This is a genomic window from Paraburkholderia sp. BL25I1N1 (assembly GCF_003002025.1).
Classification (GTDB): domain Bacteria; phylum Pseudomonadota; class Gammaproteobacteria; order Burkholderiales; family Burkholderiaceae; genus Paraburkholderia.
The window spans coordinates 1-16999 of sequence record NZ_PVZB01000054.1 but is presented as its reverse complement, the minus strand read 5'-3'; the positions used below and the strand labels follow the sequence as shown (position 1 = coordinate 16999).

The window sequence follows — 16999 nt, the reverse complement described above, 5'->3', positions numbered from 1 at the left end:
GTTCCTGTTCTTCTTTGTCACGGTTGCTTCGGTCATAGGACGTTATTTCCGTTATCGTCTCATGACCTCGGCACACAGAAAATCTGACAGGCTCCGAAGTGGATTTGCGCCGTCGTTGAGAGTTCAGCTTCTCAAGGGACAGCGGCAAGGTCATCGGTCTAGCGCCAGTTAGTGTCTGTATTGGCCACACGATCACGTTCAAGCAGGCCATACAACGCGCTATCTGACACCTCGTCGCCAACTATCCAACGATCACGCAACAATCCTTCACGGATAAACCCGAGCCGCTCGAGAAGACGCGCCGAGGCTAAATTCCGTGGGTCGATATCCGCTTCAATCCGGTGTAAATTCAGCGTGCCGAAACCATGCTCGATTAGCGCCGAAGCCGCCTCTCGCATAAATCCGTTTCCCCAATGCTTGCGTTTAAGACTAAAGCCTATCTCCGCGCGCCGGCATTGCTCGTTCGCATTAAAGAGAGCGCAGTCGCCGAGCACTTCGCGAGTCGCCCGCAATTCAACTACGCAGATAAAATCCTGGCCGTCGGCTGACGTCTTCAATTTGCGTGAGACGCGATCCGTTGCCTGGTCTAGCGATGTCATCGCTCGAAACGGAAAATAGCGCATTGCCTCAGGATCTGACCAGATCGCAAACAGCCCTTGCGCGTCGTCGTGGCGCAGCGGCCGCAGAATGAGACGAGTGGTAGACAATGTGACCGGTTCAAAGGTTGTCATGACGAAGGCGTTGCATCGCGAAAGGATAGTTCTATTGAAGCATGTGAGCAGGCGACGTGTCCGGGCAGTTAGCCGTACCTACAGCCGTCTGCCGGGAACGCCAGGCTAACTCTTGACCAGCCCGCCGTCTTCGAGGGCATCAGCGGGGATGGAGTCGTCGATGCGCGGCCACTCCAGCTCGACATGCGCATTCCAGTGGCGAAGTGCTTTCGCACGACCGTCCTCTTCGAGAACGAATTCAAACGTGATGCTCGGGAAATCGCTGCTGCGAAATTGCAGGCCTTTGAATGGCTTTAGGATATCGGCCGGTTCGCCCGGATGGAACAGCGAAATATCGCCGTCCCGACTCAGCTTGACACCGACCTTCCTGCCAAGAGGCGTTTCGTACGTGCCGACAAGTCTTGCAAGGACATCCGCATCGGGTCGCGTTGGCCGGCGAACGAACACCGCTTCCGCCTCATCAAGCCGTATCGCCGCGCGATCTACATCGCCGAGCATGCTCGTGAGAAACGAAATCGACCACGCGCCATTTGTCTCGTCATTAGCCGTGTCGAAGCGGTCGTAATGGAAATGGTTAAGGGGCAGCTTGACCTGACGGAACGCGAACTGGAGTTGCGTGCCGTCGGTTGTGATATCCAACGTTCCATACGCCGGATGCTCGTATGAACCGGCGTAATCGGCTAAGCCGTGCGACGGCTGTGTGTTCGGAACCGCACGTGGCACGGCCCGTTCTCGCGCGTCGCGCATTGTCGCCTTTGCCTTCCGGCGAAAGTCGAGCAGCCGCGCCGTCCAGTCGGTCTCTTTGAGGCCAAGCGCGCGACTATAGATATCGAAGCCGATGGCGTTGCTTAGCGGGGCACAATGGTCGCCTATCACGAATACAGAAACACCGATCTTCTCTTCCGGCAGATATGACACCTGCGAATGAAACGCACGCAGCGTGCCGCCATGACTCGTCAACAGATGACCCCGAAACGCGGCCGTCATGCGTCCCATGCCATAGATGCCGTTAAGCTCGGTTTTAAAGCCGTACACGTCGCTCATTTCGGTTGGCCACGGCAAGCCGGGAGCGAGTGTCGCTTTTAGAACGCTCTCAGGTATGACTTGCTTGCCGTCGATCAGTCCGTTGTTCATCAGCATGATCGACCAGCGCGCGATGTCCTCCAGGCTGGCGACGATGCTGCCCGCCGGACCGCACTCGTCATGTTTCGGCGCAGGTGGTTGCCAAAATTCATTGCTGTCGCGTCGTTCAGAGAAAGGTAACGCGTAGTCTCCCTGGTCGTCGGCTTTTGCGTCGCCATACGTGAACAAGGTTCGGTGCATACCAAGGGGCACCAGAATCTCGTCGCTCACGAATTGTTGCCATGGCTTACCGCTTATCAACTCGATGATATGGCCGACCGCTTTGTACATCATGTTGTTGTAGATGAGCCGCGAGCGCAGCGGAGCAATCGGCTTCATGAACCTGATGCGATCAAACAGATCTTTCGTCGAGTAATCCGATTCGTACCAGATCATGTCATAACGCGGCACACCGGTTTTGTGCCCGAGCATGTCGCGTAATGTGACTGCCGCATCAAGTGATTGATCATAAAACCGTAGACTAGGTACTGCATTGCGAATGGGTTCATCGAAACTCAGCAGGCCGCGTTCAACCAGCAAACCTGCGGCGACAGCGGTAAAGAGCTTCGTATTCGACGCAATTGGAAACAGTGTCGAGGAAGTAAATGGCAGCGCGTTCGCAACGTCGCGATAGCCGTACCCCTGCGTCATCACGACCTCGCTATCCCTGACAATACTTACACCGACTCCCGGCACGTGCCAGTCACGCACGAGAGTTTCCATATACCTCTCGAAATCGCCCAAATCCAGTTTGCTCGAATCGCCTGACATAGAGTCTTCCTTCTAATCAAAAATGGATTGTTAGAAAAGCTGGATGTATCGGGAATAGCGTGACGGAGCGGTTGCAGCCGGTGATTCTAGCGAGAAAAATAAAGTAGCAACGGAATGGCTCACAAAGTGGCCTGAATGACGATTCAGGGTGATTGCCGCTTCGCGACCAAGGCCGTGCATAAAGTTCTCGATGAAGATTGAAAGGCCGCTATATGCAATTCGAAAGGCGGTTCAGAGCCGATTCATGCCGCCTGCATACGGGTCGCTATCGGCAAACGCCTGCGCAAGGATCAGTGGGTGAGCATGCCAGAGCGGCTAATATGCGACTTCTTCGACCGCAAGGAATCCATCTTGAATTTAGCCAAGCGCGTTATATGCGGTTTTGCAGGGGCAGTTTTCCTGGCGTTTCTGACAATATTGGCGCTGCACCACAACGGTTCGATTGAAACAGAGACTTTGATTGACAGTCCACCTCAGACGGTGTGGACGCTCCTCACGGCGACCGACGACTACCCATTGTGGAATCCGGAGATTTCACAATTACGAGGGCAGCTTCGTGAAGGCAACGTCATCGAGTTTGTGGAGGGGACGGGGCCAGACGCAATGGTGTTTCATCCCAAGATATTGGCGGTGCAGGCTGTTCGAGAACTACGTTGGAAAGGGTACGTTTGGTTTCCCGGTCTTTTTGACGGCGAGCACCGCTTCATTCTCGAACCTGTCGGCAGCAAAACGCGCTTTATCCAGGCTGAAACATTCACTGGCATTCTTGCTGGCACCCTGACTCAGAGCGTGCTGAGGGACACGGTTATTAGCATGCATGCGATGAATGACGCATTGAAAAAGCGAGCCGAGCTAGCGTCTGGTCAACCGCGGAAATAGTCGGTTGGAGCACTGGGGCAACCCCTACGAAGATATTTGCGTCTTCGCGCTACCGTGTCTCACATTCGCTGCGAGCAGGAAATAACCGGGCGCACATAGTCGCACCGGCCGGACACAGTGCGAAAAAGTATGCGGACGTGCCTTCAAAAAAATCGCCCGCTCCCGGCGCGGAAGCCATGTCTCCCACGATATGCCGGGGCGGAAATAAAGGACGAGTCAAAACCCGCACCCGATGTACGACTCAACTACGACACATGCCTTAAAAAGTCCTTCAGTCGCTGCGTAGGCGGGTTATCGATCAACTCTGCCGGCTGGCCGTCTTCCGCAATTCCTCCGTTGTCCATAAACAGCAGACGTGTCCCCACCCGTTTCGCGAAGCCGATCTCATGCGTGACGACGATCATCGTCATGCCTTCCGTCGCTAGGTCCTGCATGACCTTCAGCACTTCGTGACGCAGCTCGGGATCGAGGGCGGACGTCGGCTCATCGAACAGCATCAGCTTGGGTTTGATGGCCAACGCACGGGCGATGGCCACACGCTGCTGTTGTCCGCCGGACAACTCCGACGGATAGTGATTGGCCCGTGATTCGAGACCGACTTTGTCGAGCAACGCCATCGCCTGATCACGCGCTTCGGTGCGCGTTGCGCCGCGTACCTCGATGGGACCGAACATGACATTCTCGAGCGCTGTCATCTGCGGAAACAGATTGAACTGCTGAAACACCATGCCGGCTTCGAGGCGAATGCTGCGTATGTCGGACGCGTTACCTTTGACGCTCACACCATCGACAAGCAACTCACCGCCGCTAATTTTTTCGAGCGCGTTGATGCAACGGAGAAGGGTGGATTTGCCCGAGCCCGAGGGCCCGACAATCACCACCACCTCGCCGTTCTCGATACGAAGATCGATGTTCTTAAGCACGGGCACGTGGCCGAAGCTCTTTGAGACACTTTGGAATTCGACCATGCTCATAGTATGCGCATCCTTCGTTCAACGAGACGCAACGACAGTGTCATCACGCCGGTGAGAACCAGATAGATCACTGCGACGGCAGACCAGATTTCAACCGCGCGGAAATTCCCGGCAATGATCTCCTGGCCTTGGCGTGTCAGTTCTCCCACCCCAATGACGATGAAGAGTGACGTATCTTTCAGACTCACGATGCACTGATTGCCCAGCGGCGGAATCAGCCGGCGGAATGCGAGCGGTCCGATAATTTTCAGCAGCACGCGCGGCATCGACAATCCCATTGCGAGGCCGGCTTCCATCAAGCCCTTCGGAATGGACAGCAACGCACCGCGTACGACCTCGGCAAGATAGGCGCCCGAGTTCACTGTGATCGCGACGACGGCGGCGGTGAGCCCGTCGACCTTGATGTGCGCAAGCAGTGGCAGCGCGAAGTAAAGAAACATCACCTGAACCACAATCGGCGTGCCGCGAATGAGTTCAATGTAGACCTGCGCGGCCACGTTCAGCGCGAGTGGGCCGTATGCGCGGAACATGCCGGCTATGACGCCGACGACGAATCCGCCGATCAGTCCCACGAACGCAATGAACACCGTCAATTTCACGCCGGCCATCAAGTCTGGAAGCGCAGTCCAGATAACTGACCAATCAAATTCCACACACCGCTCCTGGTTGAGTCGTCTGTCGCGCAGCGGGGCTCGCTGCGCGTCCTGCTGATGACGATTACGACTTGGGCGGCTCCGAACCGAACCACTTCTTGTACAGCGTCGCGTAGCGGCCGTCGGCTTTCATCTTGGCCAACTCTGCGTTGACCTTGGCGACCAGCGGACTTCCCTTCGGAAAACCGATGCCGTATTTGTCGCCGCTGACCGGCGTGCCGGCGACCTGCACCTTGCCTTTGCCGGCGGTGCTGACGAAATAGAGCACATTCGGCGTGTCGTGCATGGCGGCATCCACCCGGCCTGCTTCCAGCGCGAGATAGGCCTGGTCGATGTTCGGGAACTGCTGGATTTCCTTGGGCTTCAGATGCGCCTTGATCCAGTCGATGGTGGCGGTGCCCGTTTTGGCCGCAATGACTTTCCCGTTCAGGTCGTCGATGGATTTGATGCTGGTGTTGCCGGTTTGCACCATCGCGGCGAGCCCGCTGTCGTAGTACGGATCGGAGAAATCAATCGCCTTCTTGCGTTCTTCCTTGATCGTCATGCCCGAAAGCGCGACATCGATGTTCTGCGTCTGCAGGGCCGGGATGAGTCCGCTGAAATCCATCGGTTGAATCTTGTATTTCCAACCCTGATCTTTCGCGATTTCCGCCCACAAATCGAGGTCGAAGCCGACATACTTGTCGCCCTGCTTGAATTCGAAGGGCATGAAGGAGGTGTCGGTGCCGACAACGAGTTCTTTGGTGTCAGCGTGGGCGACGGTTGTGCCGAGCATGGCGACAGCAACCATAGACATGAGGAAGGAGCGACGTCCCATAATTTCTCCGCGGTGGTGGGCAATGTCCCTGACAAAGTCAAGGGAGGGCTGACGGACAGCGGGTGGCGTCGCAACATGCAATGCACAACCGGCCCGGAAATCAACAAGTGTTGTCAAAACGGATAATACGACAACAAAAAGTTTGGCAACAGAAATTTTTGCCGGTGCAAACCATGAGGTGAGAACGCTCGTTTCGTTGTGCGGTAATGCGGGGCATCACGGGCATCACGGGCGTAAGGTAGTCGGCGGTTTTGGGGCTCGCTGATGCGTTGGTAACACGCATAGGTTTGAGATCGGGCATTTGCCACGATTACCGGCTTGCCAGCGCGCTACGGAAGCTCAATGTGGCCCGCGAGGAAATCCTCACACAATTTTCGCACCGTGTATGATTCCGGCGTCGAAGCGATCACTGGCGGGCTCAATTCCTTGCGTATGAGAACGGGGTCTTCGCCAGCGTCGCGGGGCGCGCGAATGAGTTGCCACTCGACTAATCCTGCCGTCGACCGGAGATTGGAATCGGCAGCTCCAACTGTGCCGCGATGCGGTCGCTTCCAGACGAACGCAAGGGAACGCCTCGAAGCCTATGTGGGTGTCCGGCTTTAGTAGTTCGAGGCCTTGGCGTCAACTCGCACGGTCGGCGTAGATTGTCGGCGAGTGAGCTAAGAAGTTGCGCGAACATCTGGAGGTCGGCAACTTGCAGATAACCGTAGATGCCGCATGCAGTGCAGTTTGCAGATGCAAAAAGCCCTTATCTGAAGGGCGTTTGATCAAGAAACGCCCCGCGTGACAAGCCCCTCGCGGGATGATGAAGGAAAACGCCGTCGATGCTCGCAGAACAACGTCACCAATACATCCTGGCGCAAGTCGCCAAAACCGGCGCGCTCTCGGTCGCGGAGCTGGTGCGCGAACTGAACGTGTCGCGCGAGACCATTCGCCGTGACCTGAACGCGCTGGCCGGGCGCGGCCTGCTCGTCACGACTCATGGTGGAGCACTGTCGAGCGACCGGCGTGAGCCCGACCTCGATACACGCGAAGCCGCGAATGCCGGCGCGAAGCGCGCCATCGGCGAGCGCGCGGCGGAGTTCGTGCCGGACGGCGCGTCCCTGATCATCGATTCGGGCAGCACCACGCAGGCGGTGGCGCGGGCGCTGCTCGACCGGCATCGTTTGTCCGTGTACACGAACGACTGGCGGATCGCGCTGCTGCTCGGCCGCCGCAACGACAATCGCATCACGCTGCTGGGCGGTGAATTGTCCGACATCGAAGACGCCACGTTCGGGCTCGATACCGTCCATCAACTGACGCAGTATCACGCGGACTTTGCCTTCATCGGCGCGGGCGGGATTTCGCCGGACGGCTATCTGACCGACTACAGCCGCATGGCCGCCGAGGTGCGCAGCCGCATGATCGCCGCGGCGGACATGGTGGTGGTCGTCGCTGATCATTCGAAGTTCGGCCGCGTGACGCCGGTGCGTATCAACGGTATCGAGTCGGCGCGTTATCTGGTGACCGAACTGGCTCCCGAACGCACGCTCGGCAAGGCCATCACGGCGCACGGTCCGGAAATCCTGATCGCCTGAGCGGCGCTCACTGACTGCCGCCGGCGGCGGGCGTCCCCGCGTCGAATGCCGCCGGGCCGCCTTCAAGATGCAGCCGATCCCCGGCTCGCACTGTGCCGTCGTTCACCTTAACCGCGCCGATGCAACACACACGCGCCGCGTTTCCACTATCCCCATCCGCTGCAATATTCCGATTGACCGGGCACAATACGCGCCGTCGATCGGAACCAGCCGACAGGCGCAGCGTGTCGGCTGCGCAAAGTTCGTGGCAAAAGCGACCTTCGCCACTAACTTGCGCTGCCGCGAAGCGTTGCGCATACATCGTCATTTTCGCCATGTAGGATCGCGTTGAATCGGCACACAGGGTGTCAGGCGTGGGCGGACCGGCTCGGTTCCAACCATTGCGCAAGCTTTCGACGTTGTCTGAACGAGCGCCGCCCAGCACGGCGACTGCAGAATTGATTTGGATATTATTGGCGAATTGTGTCATTTTTTGGAAATCGGCAAAATCGTCATGGCGCTGTCATGGAAACCTGTGATCCTTGCCGTGCCCATTCAGGCAAGGCCGGCGGCGCGAGTGTCGTAGCGGGGCTGTGAGTCAGGCTGGAAAGAGGCGACAAGAGGACAGCAAAGTTGTTGGCAATCTGCAATCCGCATGAATCCGCACGACAGCTTCATGCGGGCAACACGCAAGCGGCGGGGCGCTACCGCCGTTCAATCACAACAGGTATCGGGATCTCCCGACCGTCTGGTTTTTTGCCTTTCGGAGAAAACGACATGACAAAGACAAATTCCCTTCACGCCACGGCCGGCCTCGCTCGCAAACTGCTGCCGGCGCTGGTCGCCGCGGCAGCATTCGGCGCCACGGCCATGCAGGCGCACGCGGCCGACGCCGTGGTGCTGTACACCGCCGACGGCCTCGAGAATCTCTACAAGGATGTGCTGCCGGCCTTCGAAAAGAAGGAAGGCGTGAAGGTCAACATCGTCACGGCGGGTAGCGGCGAAGTGGTGAACCGCGCCACCATCGAAAAAGATCAGCCGAAGGCCGACGTGCTCGTCACGCTGCCGCCGTTCATTCAGCAAGCCGACCAGAGCGGCCTGCTGCAGGCTTATCAGAGCGCCAACTACAAGAACGTGCCGGCGATCGCCAAGGCGCCGAACGGCGCGTGGGCGACTTTCGTGAACAACTACTTCTCGTTCGCGATCAACCCGGAAGTCACCAAGACGCAGCCGAAGACCTTCGCCGACCTGCTGCACCCCGACTTCAGCGGCAAGGTCGCCTACTCGAACCCGGCCACGGCGGGCGACGGCATGGCGGTGATCATCCTCACCTCGTCGTTGATGGGCGAAGACAAGGCGTTCGACTATCTGAAGAAGCTCGAAAATAGCGCCAAGTTCCACACCAAGGGCACGGGTTACCTCGACGTGCTGCTCTCGCGTAACGAGATCGCGGTTGCCAACGGCGACCTGCAAATGGATCTGGACGACGCGGCCAACGGCGGCCTGTCGCTCAAGCCGATTTTCCTCGCGCACGAAGGCGGCCAGCCGACCACGTTCCAACTGCCGTACGCCATCGGCCTGATCAAGAACGGTCCGAACCAGGCGGAAGGCAAGAAGCTGATCGACTACCTGATGTCGACGGAAGTGCAGGCGAAGGTGCCGGACATCTTCGGCATTCCGGCGCGCACCGACGTGCCGCTCACCGGCAAGAACGGCGAAGCGGTCAAGCAGGCGATCGCGGGCGTGAAGCTGATTCCGGTGGACTGGAATCATGTGATGGCGAAGAAGGCCGACTGGACGGCGCGCTGGAAGAACGATGTGATCGGTTCGTCGGGCAAGCAGATCGAAGTGGTCAAACCGAAGTAAGCCATCGTTCGTCGCGTTATCGACGTCACCCGGTCACGTAACCGGGCGACGTCGCGGAATCAGGCGGCGCCTGCGGAATCCCGAGGCGCTGCGTCAGCATTAATCCAGTTGGAGGATGAACCCGGTGAATACCGCCAGTCTTGCTCAGCCAGGCGCGCTCGGCGCCGCACCGGACACGCTCGATGCCGCGCGTTCGACTACGCCGGGCGGCGTGCAGATCGATCATCTGACGGTGCGCTTCGGTTCGCGCACGGTGCTCGACGATCTGTCGCTGACCATCCAGCGCGGCGAGTTGCTTACCGTGCTCGGCCGCAGCGGTTGCGGCAAGACGACGTTGTTGCGCTTCATCGCCGGGTTTATCGAAGCGGACGGCCTGGCCGGCACGCTGACCGTGGCCGGCCACGATCTCACGCACGTGCCGCCGCACAAGCGCAATCTCGGTCTGCTGTTTCAGAGCTATGCGCTGTTTCCTCATTTGTCGGTGTTCGAGAACGTGGCCTTCGGGTTGCGCGCGCGCCGCACGCCGTCCAAAGATGTCGCGCGCCGCGTCGCCGACGCGCTCAAGCTCGTGCAACTCGGCGACGCCGGCCATGTGATGCCCGCGCAATTGTCGGGCGGCATGCAGCAGCGCGTGGCGCTCGCGCGCGCACTCGTGATCGAACCCGATGTGCTGCTGCTCGACGAACCGCTTTCCGCACTCGACGCCAATCTGCGCGCCTCGGTGCGTTCCGAACTCAAGGCGCTGCATGAGCGCCTGCCGAATCTGACGATCGTCTGCGTGACGCACGATCAGGACGACGCGCTGGTGTTGTCCGACCGCACGCTGTTGATGCGCGAAGGCCGCATCGCCCAGCTCGGCACGCCGCAGCAGTTGTACGACACGCCGGCTGATGGCTTCGTCGCGCGTTATCTGGGCGCGGCCAATCTGCTGCCGCCGCAGGTCGCCTTCAGTTTGGGCGACGCACGCTATAACGAGCGCGATCGCGTGGCCTGTCTGCGTCCGGAGGCGTTACGGATCGTGCCGCTCGGCGAAGGGCAGTTGCACGGCGCGATCACGTCGGTCGAATGGTATGGCGCGGTGTTGTCGGTCTCCGTCGCACTGGACGCGATGCCCAACGAGCCGGTGCTCGTCACCATGCCGCGCGGCCACGGCATGATGCCGGAGAAGGGCGCGCGCATTTCCCTGCGTTACGAGGCTGACGATGTCGTCCTTATCAACCCCTGATACGCCCAATCCGCTCGGCTCGGCCACAGCCGATGCCGCCGCCGCGCACCGCAGCGCCAGCGCTGCCTCGCATACGGCCGCGGTAAAGCGTCGCGAACGCGCCGCGCAATGGCATCTGTTGTTCATCCTGGTGGTGGTGCTTGGGCCGCTGGTCGTTTATCCGCTCGTGCGCCTGGTGCTGCTGAGCCTGACCGGCCCTCACGGCCTGAGCCTGCACGCTTACTCGGCGTTCTTCGGCAATCCGGAAACGAGCGGCGTGATCGGCACGACGCTGTGGATTCTGTTCGCCAGCGCCGGACTCGCGTCACTGCTCGGCGTTGCGCTGGCGTCGCTCCTGTTCTTCAAACCGTTTCCCGGCGCGCGGATGATCACGCGCTTTCTCGAACTGTTCGTCGCGTTCCCGTCGTTTCTGGTCGCCTTCACGCTGATCTTTCTGTACGGCTCGCAAGGCTCCGTGAGCATCGGCTTGCAGCAGCTCTTTCATCTGCAGGCGCCGCCGCTCGACTTCCTGTTCGGCGTGGGCGGCGTGATTCTCGCGGAAGTGGTGTTCTACGCGCCGTTCGTCGTGCGTCCCACGCTCGCTTCGTTCGCCACGCTCGACATGCGGCTGATCGAAGCCGCGCGAAGTCTCGGTGCGAGCGGCTGGATGGTCGCGTTCAAGGTGATTCTGCCGCTCGCGTGGCCGGGCATCGCGGCCGGTACGATTCTTTGCTTCCTGCTCACGCTCAACGAGTTCGGCATTCTGCTCGTGCTCGGCAGCGCGCACCTGATCACGCTGCCGGTGGCGATCTACAGTTCCGCCACCGTCGATCTCGATCTGCCGACCGCCGCCGCCGGCGCGGTCGTGATGCTGATCATGTCTTTGTCGCTGTACGCGTTGTACCGCCAGGTCAACCGTCGCAAGGTGAGGGGAGCGGGCCATGGCCGTTGAACTCGACCCGACCGTTTTGCCGGTCATGCACAAGAAAGCGCGGCCGGTGCGCCGCAGTCTGGCGGTGCGTATGCTCGGCGGCGTGTTGCTCGGCCTGGCGGGGTTGCTGTGCTTCTGGCTATTCGTGTTGCCGGTGCTGGTCGTCGCACTGTCGAGCGTGGCCGCGCACTGGTCCGGCACGATCCTGCCCGACGGCTTCAGCATGCGCTGGTTCGAGCGCCTCGGTTCGAGCGATTTCGACGCGCTCACCACCAGCCTCGAAATCGGCATGGGCGTCGCGGTGCTCGGCACGATTCTCGGCCTGTGGCTCGCGCTGGCGCTCGAAGGGCGCGACCGCCGCGGCCTCGGCGCGATCGTCGACACCATCGCGATGATGCCCAACGGCGTGCCGAGCGTGGTGCTCGGGCTCGCGGTGCTGATCGCGTATCACAAGCGGCCGTTCGATCTGTCGAGTTCCGCGGCGATCGTCGTGTTCGTGCAGCTGGCGCTGGTGCTGCCGTTCTGCTACCGCTGCGCCGCCGCCGCATTGCGCCCGGAACTGACGATTCTGCGCGAAGCCGCCGCAAGCCTCGGTGCGCCGCCGTCGATGGTCTTGCGCCGCGTCGTGCTGCCGCAACTGGTGCCGGCGATCCGCGCGAGTCTCGCGCTGGGCTTCGCGCTCTCGCTCGGCGAACTCGGCGCCACGCTCACCGTGTATCCGCCGGGATTCGCGACGGTGCCGATCGTCGTCGTGGGGCAGGTCGAGCGCGGCTATTACCTGCCGGCTTCCGCGCTGTCGCTGATTCTTCTGCTGGTCTCGCTCGCTGCACTGTTGCTGATCGCGGCGCGTGTCCCACGCCGTCGGGTCGACTGACGCCCGAACCCTGAACGTTGTGTTTGCGCGCCATGACCGCGCGCAAGCCCATACAGATATCAATGTGGCAAAATTTGTCAAAATGACCGAATATATGCAAACTGCTTCTGTCGATCCGATTGAGGTTGTGCGCAGGCATTCGCTCACGACGTTGGTTCGCGACGAGATCGAACGGCACATCATCGAGGGGGCGCTCGCGCCCGGCGACAAGCTCAACGAAGCCGACTGGGCGACGCGCCTGCAGGTGTCGCGCGGTCCGGTGCGCGAGGCGTTTCGCGCGCTGGAGCAGGCCGGGCTCGTGCGTACCGAGAAGAACCGCGGTGTGTTCGTACGGACGGTGTCGCTGGCGGAAGCGGATGAGATTTACGCGGTGCGCGCGGTGCTCGAAGAGGCGGCGTGCCGGATGCTGGCGGCGAGTATCGATGCCCGCACGCTCGCCGTGTTGCGCGACTGGCTCGACGCGATGCGCGCGGCGCTCGACGCCGGGGATCACGATGCCTATGCGCGCGCGAATGTGGCGTTTCACGATGCGTTGGTGGCGGCGTCGGGTAATTCGAAGCTGTATGAAACGTACCGGCGCCTGGTGTGCGAATTGAGTCTGTTTCGACGTGCCGCGCTGGTGGTGCATGCCGACGCGATGGAGCGCTCGCTTGCCGAGCATCGCGCGATCTTGACGGCGCTCGCTTCGCGCGACGCCGAGCAGGCCGCGGCGCTGATGCACGCGCACGTGAACGGCGGCTTGCGGCGCGCCCACGCGGCGTGCGAAACGGCGGGGCCGTTGAACGTGGCGCGGACGCCGGCGGCGTCGAACGATTGAGATGGCTGCAACGAACTGACTACGACGCGTGTGCCCGGCACGCATGGAAGGGAACGATGGCGAATACAAGCGAACGCACGATCGAAGTCAACGGCCGCAGCTACCGGCTGCCCTCGCAACCGACGGTGGTGGTGTGCGTCGACGGCTGCGAATTCGATTATCTCGAAGCCGCGGTCGCGGCGGGTGTCGCGCCGTTCATCGGCAAGATGCTCAAGGGCGGCGGCGCCTTCAAGGGCGACTGCGTGATCCCGTCGTTCACCAACCCGAACAATCTGTCGATCGTGTGCGGCGTGCCGCCTTCGGTGCACGGCATCTGCGGCAACTACTTCTGGGACCCGGACGCGAACGGCGGCGAGGGCGCGGAAGTGATGATGAACGACCCCGCCTATCTGCGCGCGGGCACCTTGCTCGCCGCTGCCGCCGAAGCCGGCGCCGCGGTCGCCGTGGTCACCGCGAAAGACAAGTTGCGCCGCCTGCTCGGCTGGCAGTTGAAGGGCATCTGTTTCTCGGCGGAGAAAGCCGACAAGGTGACGCTCGAGGAAAACGGTATCGGCGAAGTGCTCGATATGGCCGGCATGCCGGTGCCCGATGTGTATAGCGCCGGGCTGTCCGAATTCGTGTTTGCCGCCGGCGTGCGGCTCGCGCAAACGCGCAAGCTCGACCTGATGTATCTGTCGACCACCGACTACATCCAGCACAAATGGGCGCCGGGCACCGAGGGCGCGAACGCCTTCTACGCGATGATGGATGGCTACCTCGCGAAGCTCGACGCGCTCGGCTGGGTGATCGGCCTGACCGCCGATCACGGCATGAACGCGAAGCACGATCCGCAGACCGGCGAGCCGAACGTGATCTATCTGCAGGACGTACTCGACGACTGGCTCGGCGTCGGCCGCGCGCGTGTGATTCTGCCGATCACGGATCCGTATGTGGTGCATCACGGCGCGCTCGGTTCTTTCGCGACCGTCTATCTACCGCGCGATGTCAGCGTCGCGCAGGTGATCGAGCGGATCGGCGGCTTGCAAGGGATCGATACCGTGCTCGACAACGTGGCGGCATGCGAGCGCTTCGAGCTGCCGAACGACCGCGTCGGCGATATCGTCGTGGTCAGCACGAAGCATGTCGTGCTGGGCACGCGGCGCGCTGAGCACGATCTGTCCGGATTGACCGTGCCGTTGCGCTCGCATGGCGGGATTTCCGAGCAGGAAGTGCCGCTGCTGTTCAACCGGCGTGTCGAAGCGTTGCCGTCCAGCGGCGGCGATGGCGGCAAGAGGCTGCGCAACTTCGATATCTTCGACATCGCCTTGAATCGCGTGTCGTCATCATGAACGCCGTGCTGCGGGACCATCCGGCTTTTCGGGCGGAAGCGCTGCGGCTCAAAGGCGAGCGCGTGACGCGCTCGCGCACGCTCGACGTGTTCGATCCTTATACGGGAACGCGCGTGGGCACGGTCCCGCTGGCGAGCGTCGATGACGTGCGCGCCGCGTTCGAGTACGCGGCGGCCTATTCGGCCCAGCTCGCGCGTTACGAGCGCTCGCAGATTCTGGAGCGCGCGGCTTCGCTCATGCGAGAGCGGACCGAAGAGGCTTCGGATCTGATTTCGCTCGAGTCCGGTTTGTCGAAGCAGGACTCTCGGTATGAGATCGGCCGTGTCGCCGATGTGTTGAAGTTCGCGTCGATCGAGGCATTGCGCGACGACGGGCAGAGCTTCTCCTGCGATCTCACGCCGCACGGCAAGAAGCGCCGCGTGTTTTCGCAGCGCGAGCCGCTGGCGGGCGTCATTGTCGCGATTACGCCGTTCAACCATCCGATGAACCAGGTCGCGCATAAGATCGCGCCGGCCATTGCGACGAACAATCGGGTCGTGCTGAAGCCATCGGAAAAGGTGCCGCTGTCGGCGCTGTATCTCGCCGATGTCCTGTACGAAGCCGGTCTGCCCGCGCCGATGCTGCAGGTGCTGACCGGTGACCCGCGCGAAATCGCCGATGAACTGATCACGCATCCGTTGGCGGAACTCGTCACGTTCACGGGCGGCGTGGCGATCGGCAAATATATTGCGGGCAAGGCGGCGTACCGGCGCGTCGTGCTGGAACTGGGCGGTAACGATCCGCTGATCGTGCTCGACGACGCCGATCTCGAACGTGCGGCGACGCTTGCCGTGCAGGGCTCGTATAAGAATTCCGGGCAGCGTTGTACCGCGGTCAAGCGGATGCTGGTGCAGAAAAGCGTGGCCGCGGATTTCACCGATCTGGTCGTCGAGAAGACGCGTGCCTGGTCTTTTGGCGATCCGTTCGATACATCGAACCAGATGGGCACGGTGATCGACGTCGCCGCTGCGCAGCTGTTCGAGGCGCGTGTGAATGAGGCGGTGGCGAGCGGGGCGCGTCTGCGGATCGGCAATCAGCGCAAGGGCGCGTTGTATGCGCCGACGGTGCTGGACGGCATCGATCCGTCCATGACCCTGGTGCGCGAGGAAACCTTCGGGCCGGTGTCGCCGATCATCACCTTCGACACAATCGACGACGCGATTCGCATCAGCAATGGCACGGCGTTCGGGTTGTCGTCGGGCGTGTGCACGAACCGGCAGGATGCGATCACGCGCTTCATCAACGAATTGCGCGTGGGAACGGTCAACGTGTGGGAAGTGCCCGGCTACCGGATCGAGTTGACGCCGTTCGGAGGCATCAAGGACTCCGGGCTTGGCTATAAGGAAGGCGTTCAGGAAGCCATGAAGAGCTTCACCAATCTGAAGACCTTTTCATTACCGTGGGAGTGAGAGCGTGGCATTGAGTGTGAAGGATATTCGTTCCCTGTTCGAGCAGTACGGCAAGCTGGCTTATAGCGGCGAGCCGGTGACGCAACTCGAACATGCGTTGCAGAGTGGTTTATTGGCCGAAGAGGCTGGCGCTGACGAGGAACTGGTTGCCGCGGCATTCCTGCACGACCTTGGCCACCTGCTCAATCTGCAGGGCGAGACGCCGACGCAGCGGGGCATTGACGATCTGCATCAGTATTTTGCGCTGCCGTTTTTGCGGCCGGTTTTGTCGAACGCGGTGTTGGAGCCGATCCGTTTGCACGTCGACGCCAAGCGCTGCCTGTGCGCCATCGACGACACGTATTTCGGCCAGCTTTCCGCTGATTCGGTGCGGAGCCTGGAGTTGCAGGGTGGCATCTTCAGCAAGAAGGAGGCTGACGAGTTCCTGCAAAAGCCTTACGCGGAAGACGCGTTGCGTCTGCGCAGATGGGACGATCTTGCCAAAGAAGAGAATCGCGCGACGCCGGATCTTGACCACTACTTAGGTGTGGTCGAACGAGTGATGCTGATGCACGCGGCTGTTTGATTATGCGTTCGGGGCAGCTAGGGGAACACGGATTTTCGGTATTGTTTTCGGTCCTTTTTGCCCTTGTTTGCTGTCCGGTTTTGTCGTCGTCCTTGCGCCGTTTCTGGCGCAATCCATGCCTATCAAAATAACGCTTGCAAGGCGGAGTCTGGCTCGCTAGAATCTCGCTCTTTCGTGCTTCGGACAACGGGGCACGGGAGGCGGGAGAGCCAGCAGTGGCAAGGCTTTCAGCGAGGCGGGCAGGTTCAGGAAGTTAGAAAAACCTGTTGACGGCGTAGCGGAAGTTCTTCATAATCTCGTTTCTCTGCTGCTGATGCAGCGACGCAGAACGAAGCGGTGCCGGGTGGTTGTGATGTTGACGACCTGCGGTGCGGGTTCGGTGGTGAATGCGTAATCGATCTTTAAAAATTAACAGCCGATAAGTGTGGGCGCTTGATGCGCGACGCGCCGGCGGGCCCTT

General features: G+C 60.8%; 17 protein-coding genes. 10 read left to right on the top strand and 7 right to left on the bottom strand.

Annotation, left to right across the window (positions count from 1 at the left end):
* Nucleotides 1-158 precede the first annotated feature (158 nt).
* Together B0G73_RS39385 and B0G73_RS39380 are read right to left on the bottom strand one after the other, a co-directional pair.
* Nucleotides 159-731, bottom strand: coding sequence for a GNAT family N-acetyltransferase (locus B0G73_RS39385; RefSeq protein ID WP_106286419.1), 573 nt, complete (start codon nt 729-731; stop codon nt 159-161).
* 105 nt (nt 732-836) lie between these two features.
* Complete coding sequence (locus tag B0G73_RS39380; protein WP_106286418.1) at nt 837-2624, bottom strand: serine hydrolase; 1788 nt, start codon at nt 2622-2624, stop codon at nt 837-839.
* 303 nt (nt 2625-2927) lie between these two features.
* On the opposite strand from B0G73_RS39380, the gene B0G73_RS39375 reads away from it, so the two are divergent.
* A complete protein-coding gene (locus B0G73_RS39375; RefSeq protein ID WP_106286417.1) occupies nt 2928-3503 on the top strand; it encodes an SRPBCC domain-containing protein in 576 nt (191 codons plus the stop codon).
* Between the two features lie 245 nt (nt 3504-3748).
* On the opposite strand, the gene glnQ is transcribed toward B0G73_RS39375, so the two are convergent.
* The 3 genes from glnQ to glnH all read right to left on the bottom strand — a co-directional run bounded on the left by glnQ (nt 3749) and on the right by glnH (nt 5947).
* On the bottom strand, nt 3749-4477 hold the full coding sequence (glnQ, locus tag B0G73_RS39370) for a glutamine ABC transporter ATP-binding protein GlnQ (protein WP_181196776.1): 729 nt from the start codon (nt 4475-4477) through the stop codon (nt 3749-3751).
* A complete protein-coding gene (glnP, locus tag B0G73_RS39365; RefSeq protein WP_106286415.1) occupies nt 4474-5130 on the bottom strand; it encodes a glutamine ABC transporter permease GlnP in 657 nt (218 codons plus the stop codon). Before glnP ends, glnQ begins: the two co-directional genes overlap by 4 nt.
* A gap of 64 nt (nt 5131-5194) precedes the next feature.
* Nucleotides 5195-5947, bottom strand: a complete 753-nt coding sequence (gene glnH, locus B0G73_RS39360; RefSeq protein WP_106286414.1) for a glutamine ABC transporter substrate-binding protein GlnH — start codon at nt 5945-5947, stop codon at nt 5195-5197.
* Between the two features lie 824 nt (nt 5948-6771).
* Here glnH and B0G73_RS39355 point away from each other — a divergent pair.
* Entirely contained in the window at nt 6772-7527 is a 756-nt protein-coding gene (locus B0G73_RS39355; protein ID WP_106286413.1) for a DeoR/GlpR family DNA-binding transcription regulator, read from the top strand.
* A gap of 7 nt (nt 7528-7534) precedes the next feature.
* On the opposite strand, the gene B0G73_RS39350 is transcribed toward B0G73_RS39355, so the two are convergent.
* Nucleotides 7535-7996: a hypothetical protein gene (locus B0G73_RS39350; RefSeq protein WP_146144289.1), complete on the bottom strand. Its 462-nt coding sequence runs from the start codon at nt 7994-7996 to the stop codon at nt 7535-7537.
* Between the two features lie 287 nt (nt 7997-8283).
* Here B0G73_RS39350 and phnS point away from each other — a divergent pair, with 287 nt between their 5' ends.
* The 8 genes from phnS (at nt 8284) to B0G73_RS39310 (ending at nt 16539) form a co-directional block, all read left to right on the top strand.
* A complete protein-coding gene (gene phnS, locus B0G73_RS39345) occupies nt 8284-9372 on the top strand; it encodes a 2-aminoethylphosphonate ABC transporter substrate-binding protein (protein ID WP_106286411.1) in 1089 nt (362 codons plus the stop codon).
* 124 nt (nt 9373-9496) lie between these two features.
* On the top strand, nt 9497-10597 hold the full coding sequence (phnT, locus tag B0G73_RS39340) for a 2-aminoethylphosphonate ABC transport system ATP-binding subunit PhnT (protein ID WP_106286421.1): 1101 nt from the start codon (nt 9497-9499) through the stop codon (nt 10595-10597).
* Nucleotides 10575-11528 carry a 2-aminoethylphosphonate ABC transporter permease subunit gene (locus tag B0G73_RS39335; RefSeq protein WP_106286410.1) on the top strand — a complete coding sequence of 318 codons (954 nt, stop codon included), beginning with the start codon at nt 10575-10577 and terminating at the stop codon, nt 11526-11528. The genes phnT and B0G73_RS39335 overlap by 23 nt, the downstream gene beginning before the upstream one ends.
* Nucleotides 11518-12381 (top strand): 2-aminoethylphosphonate ABC transport system, membrane component PhnV, encoded by an 864-nt coding sequence (gene phnV / locus B0G73_RS39330; RefSeq protein ID WP_106286409.1) that lies wholly within the window; start codon nt 11518-11520, stop codon nt 12379-12381. The genes B0G73_RS39335 and phnV overlap by 11 nt, the downstream gene beginning before the upstream one ends.
* A gap of 82 nt (nt 12382-12463) precedes the next feature.
* Nucleotides 12464-13198 carry a phosphonate utilization associated transcriptional regulator gene (locus B0G73_RS39325; RefSeq protein WP_106286420.1) on the top strand — a complete coding sequence of 245 codons (735 nt, stop codon included), beginning with the start codon at nt 12464-12466 and terminating at the stop codon, nt 13196-13198.
* A gap of 56 nt (nt 13199-13254) precedes the next feature.
* On the top strand, nt 13255-14526 hold the full coding sequence (gene phnA, locus B0G73_RS39320; protein WP_106286408.1) for a phosphonoacetate hydrolase: 1272 nt from the start codon (nt 13255-13257) through the stop codon (nt 14524-14526).
* Nucleotides 14523-15974: a phosphonoacetaldehyde dehydrogenase gene (gene phnY, locus B0G73_RS39315; protein WP_106286407.1), complete on the top strand. Its 1452-nt coding sequence runs from the start codon at nt 14523-14525 to the stop codon at nt 15972-15974. Before phnA ends, phnY begins: the two co-directional genes overlap by 4 nt.
* 4 nt (nt 15975-15978) lie before the next feature.
* The gene (locus B0G73_RS39310; RefSeq protein WP_106286406.1) at nt 15979-16539 is read left to right on the top strand and encodes a phosphonate degradation HD-domain oxygenase; all 561 of its coding nucleotides are present in this window, start codon (nt 15979-15981) and stop codon (nt 16537-16539) included.
* Between the two features lie 253 nt (nt 16540-16792).
* Here B0G73_RS39310 and B0G73_RS41010 read toward each other — a convergent pair.
* A partial coding sequence (locus B0G73_RS41010) for a hypothetical protein (RefSeq protein WP_219907343.1) occupies nt 16793-16999 on the bottom strand: 207 nt, incomplete at its 5' end.

Coding starts and splice junctions, on each gene's coding strand:
- B0G73_RS39385 (WP_106286419.1), bottom strand. CDS start 731: ATGACAACCTTTGAACCGGTCACATTGTCTACCACTCGTCTCATTCTG.
- B0G73_RS39380 (WP_106286418.1), bottom strand. CDS start 2,624: ATGTCAGGCGATTCGAGCAAACTGGATTTGGGCGATTTCGAGAGGTAT.
- B0G73_RS39375 (WP_106286417.1), top strand. CDS start 2,928: ATGCCAGAGCGGCTAATATGCGACTTCTTCGACCGCAAGGAATCCATC.
- glnQ (WP_181196776.1), bottom strand. CDS start 4,477: ATGAGCATGGTCGAATTCCAAAGTGTCTCAAAGAGCTTCGGCCACGTG.
- glnH (WP_106286414.1), bottom strand. CDS start 5,947: ATGGGACGTCGCTCCTTCCTCATGTCTATGGTTGCTGTCGCCATGCTC.
- B0G73_RS39355 (WP_106286413.1), top strand. CDS start 6,772: ATGCTCGCAGAACAACGTCACCAATACATCCTGGCGCAAGTCGCCAAA.
- B0G73_RS39350 (WP_146144289.1), bottom strand. CDS start 7,996: ATGACACAATTCGCCAATAATATCCAAATCAATTCTGCAGTCGCCGTG.
- phnS (WP_106286411.1), top strand. CDS start 8,284: ATGACAAAGACAAATTCCCTTCACGCCACGGCCGGCCTCGCTCGCAAA.
- B0G73_RS39335 (WP_106286410.1), top strand. CDS start 10,575: ATGTCGTCCTTATCAACCCCTGATACGCCCAATCCGCTCGGCTCGGCC.
- phnV (WP_106286409.1), top strand. CDS start 11,518: ATGGCCGTTGAACTCGACCCGACCGTTTTGCCGGTCATGCACAAGAAA.
- B0G73_RS39325 (WP_106286420.1), top strand. CDS start 12,464: ATGACCGAATATATGCAAACTGCTTCTGTCGATCCGATTGAGGTTGTG.
- phnA (WP_106286408.1), top strand. CDS start 13,255: ATGGCGAATACAAGCGAACGCACGATCGAAGTCAACGGCCGCAGCTAC.
- phnY (WP_106286407.1), top strand. CDS start 14,523: ATGAACGCCGTGCTGCGGGACCATCCGGCTTTTCGGGCGGAAGCGCTG.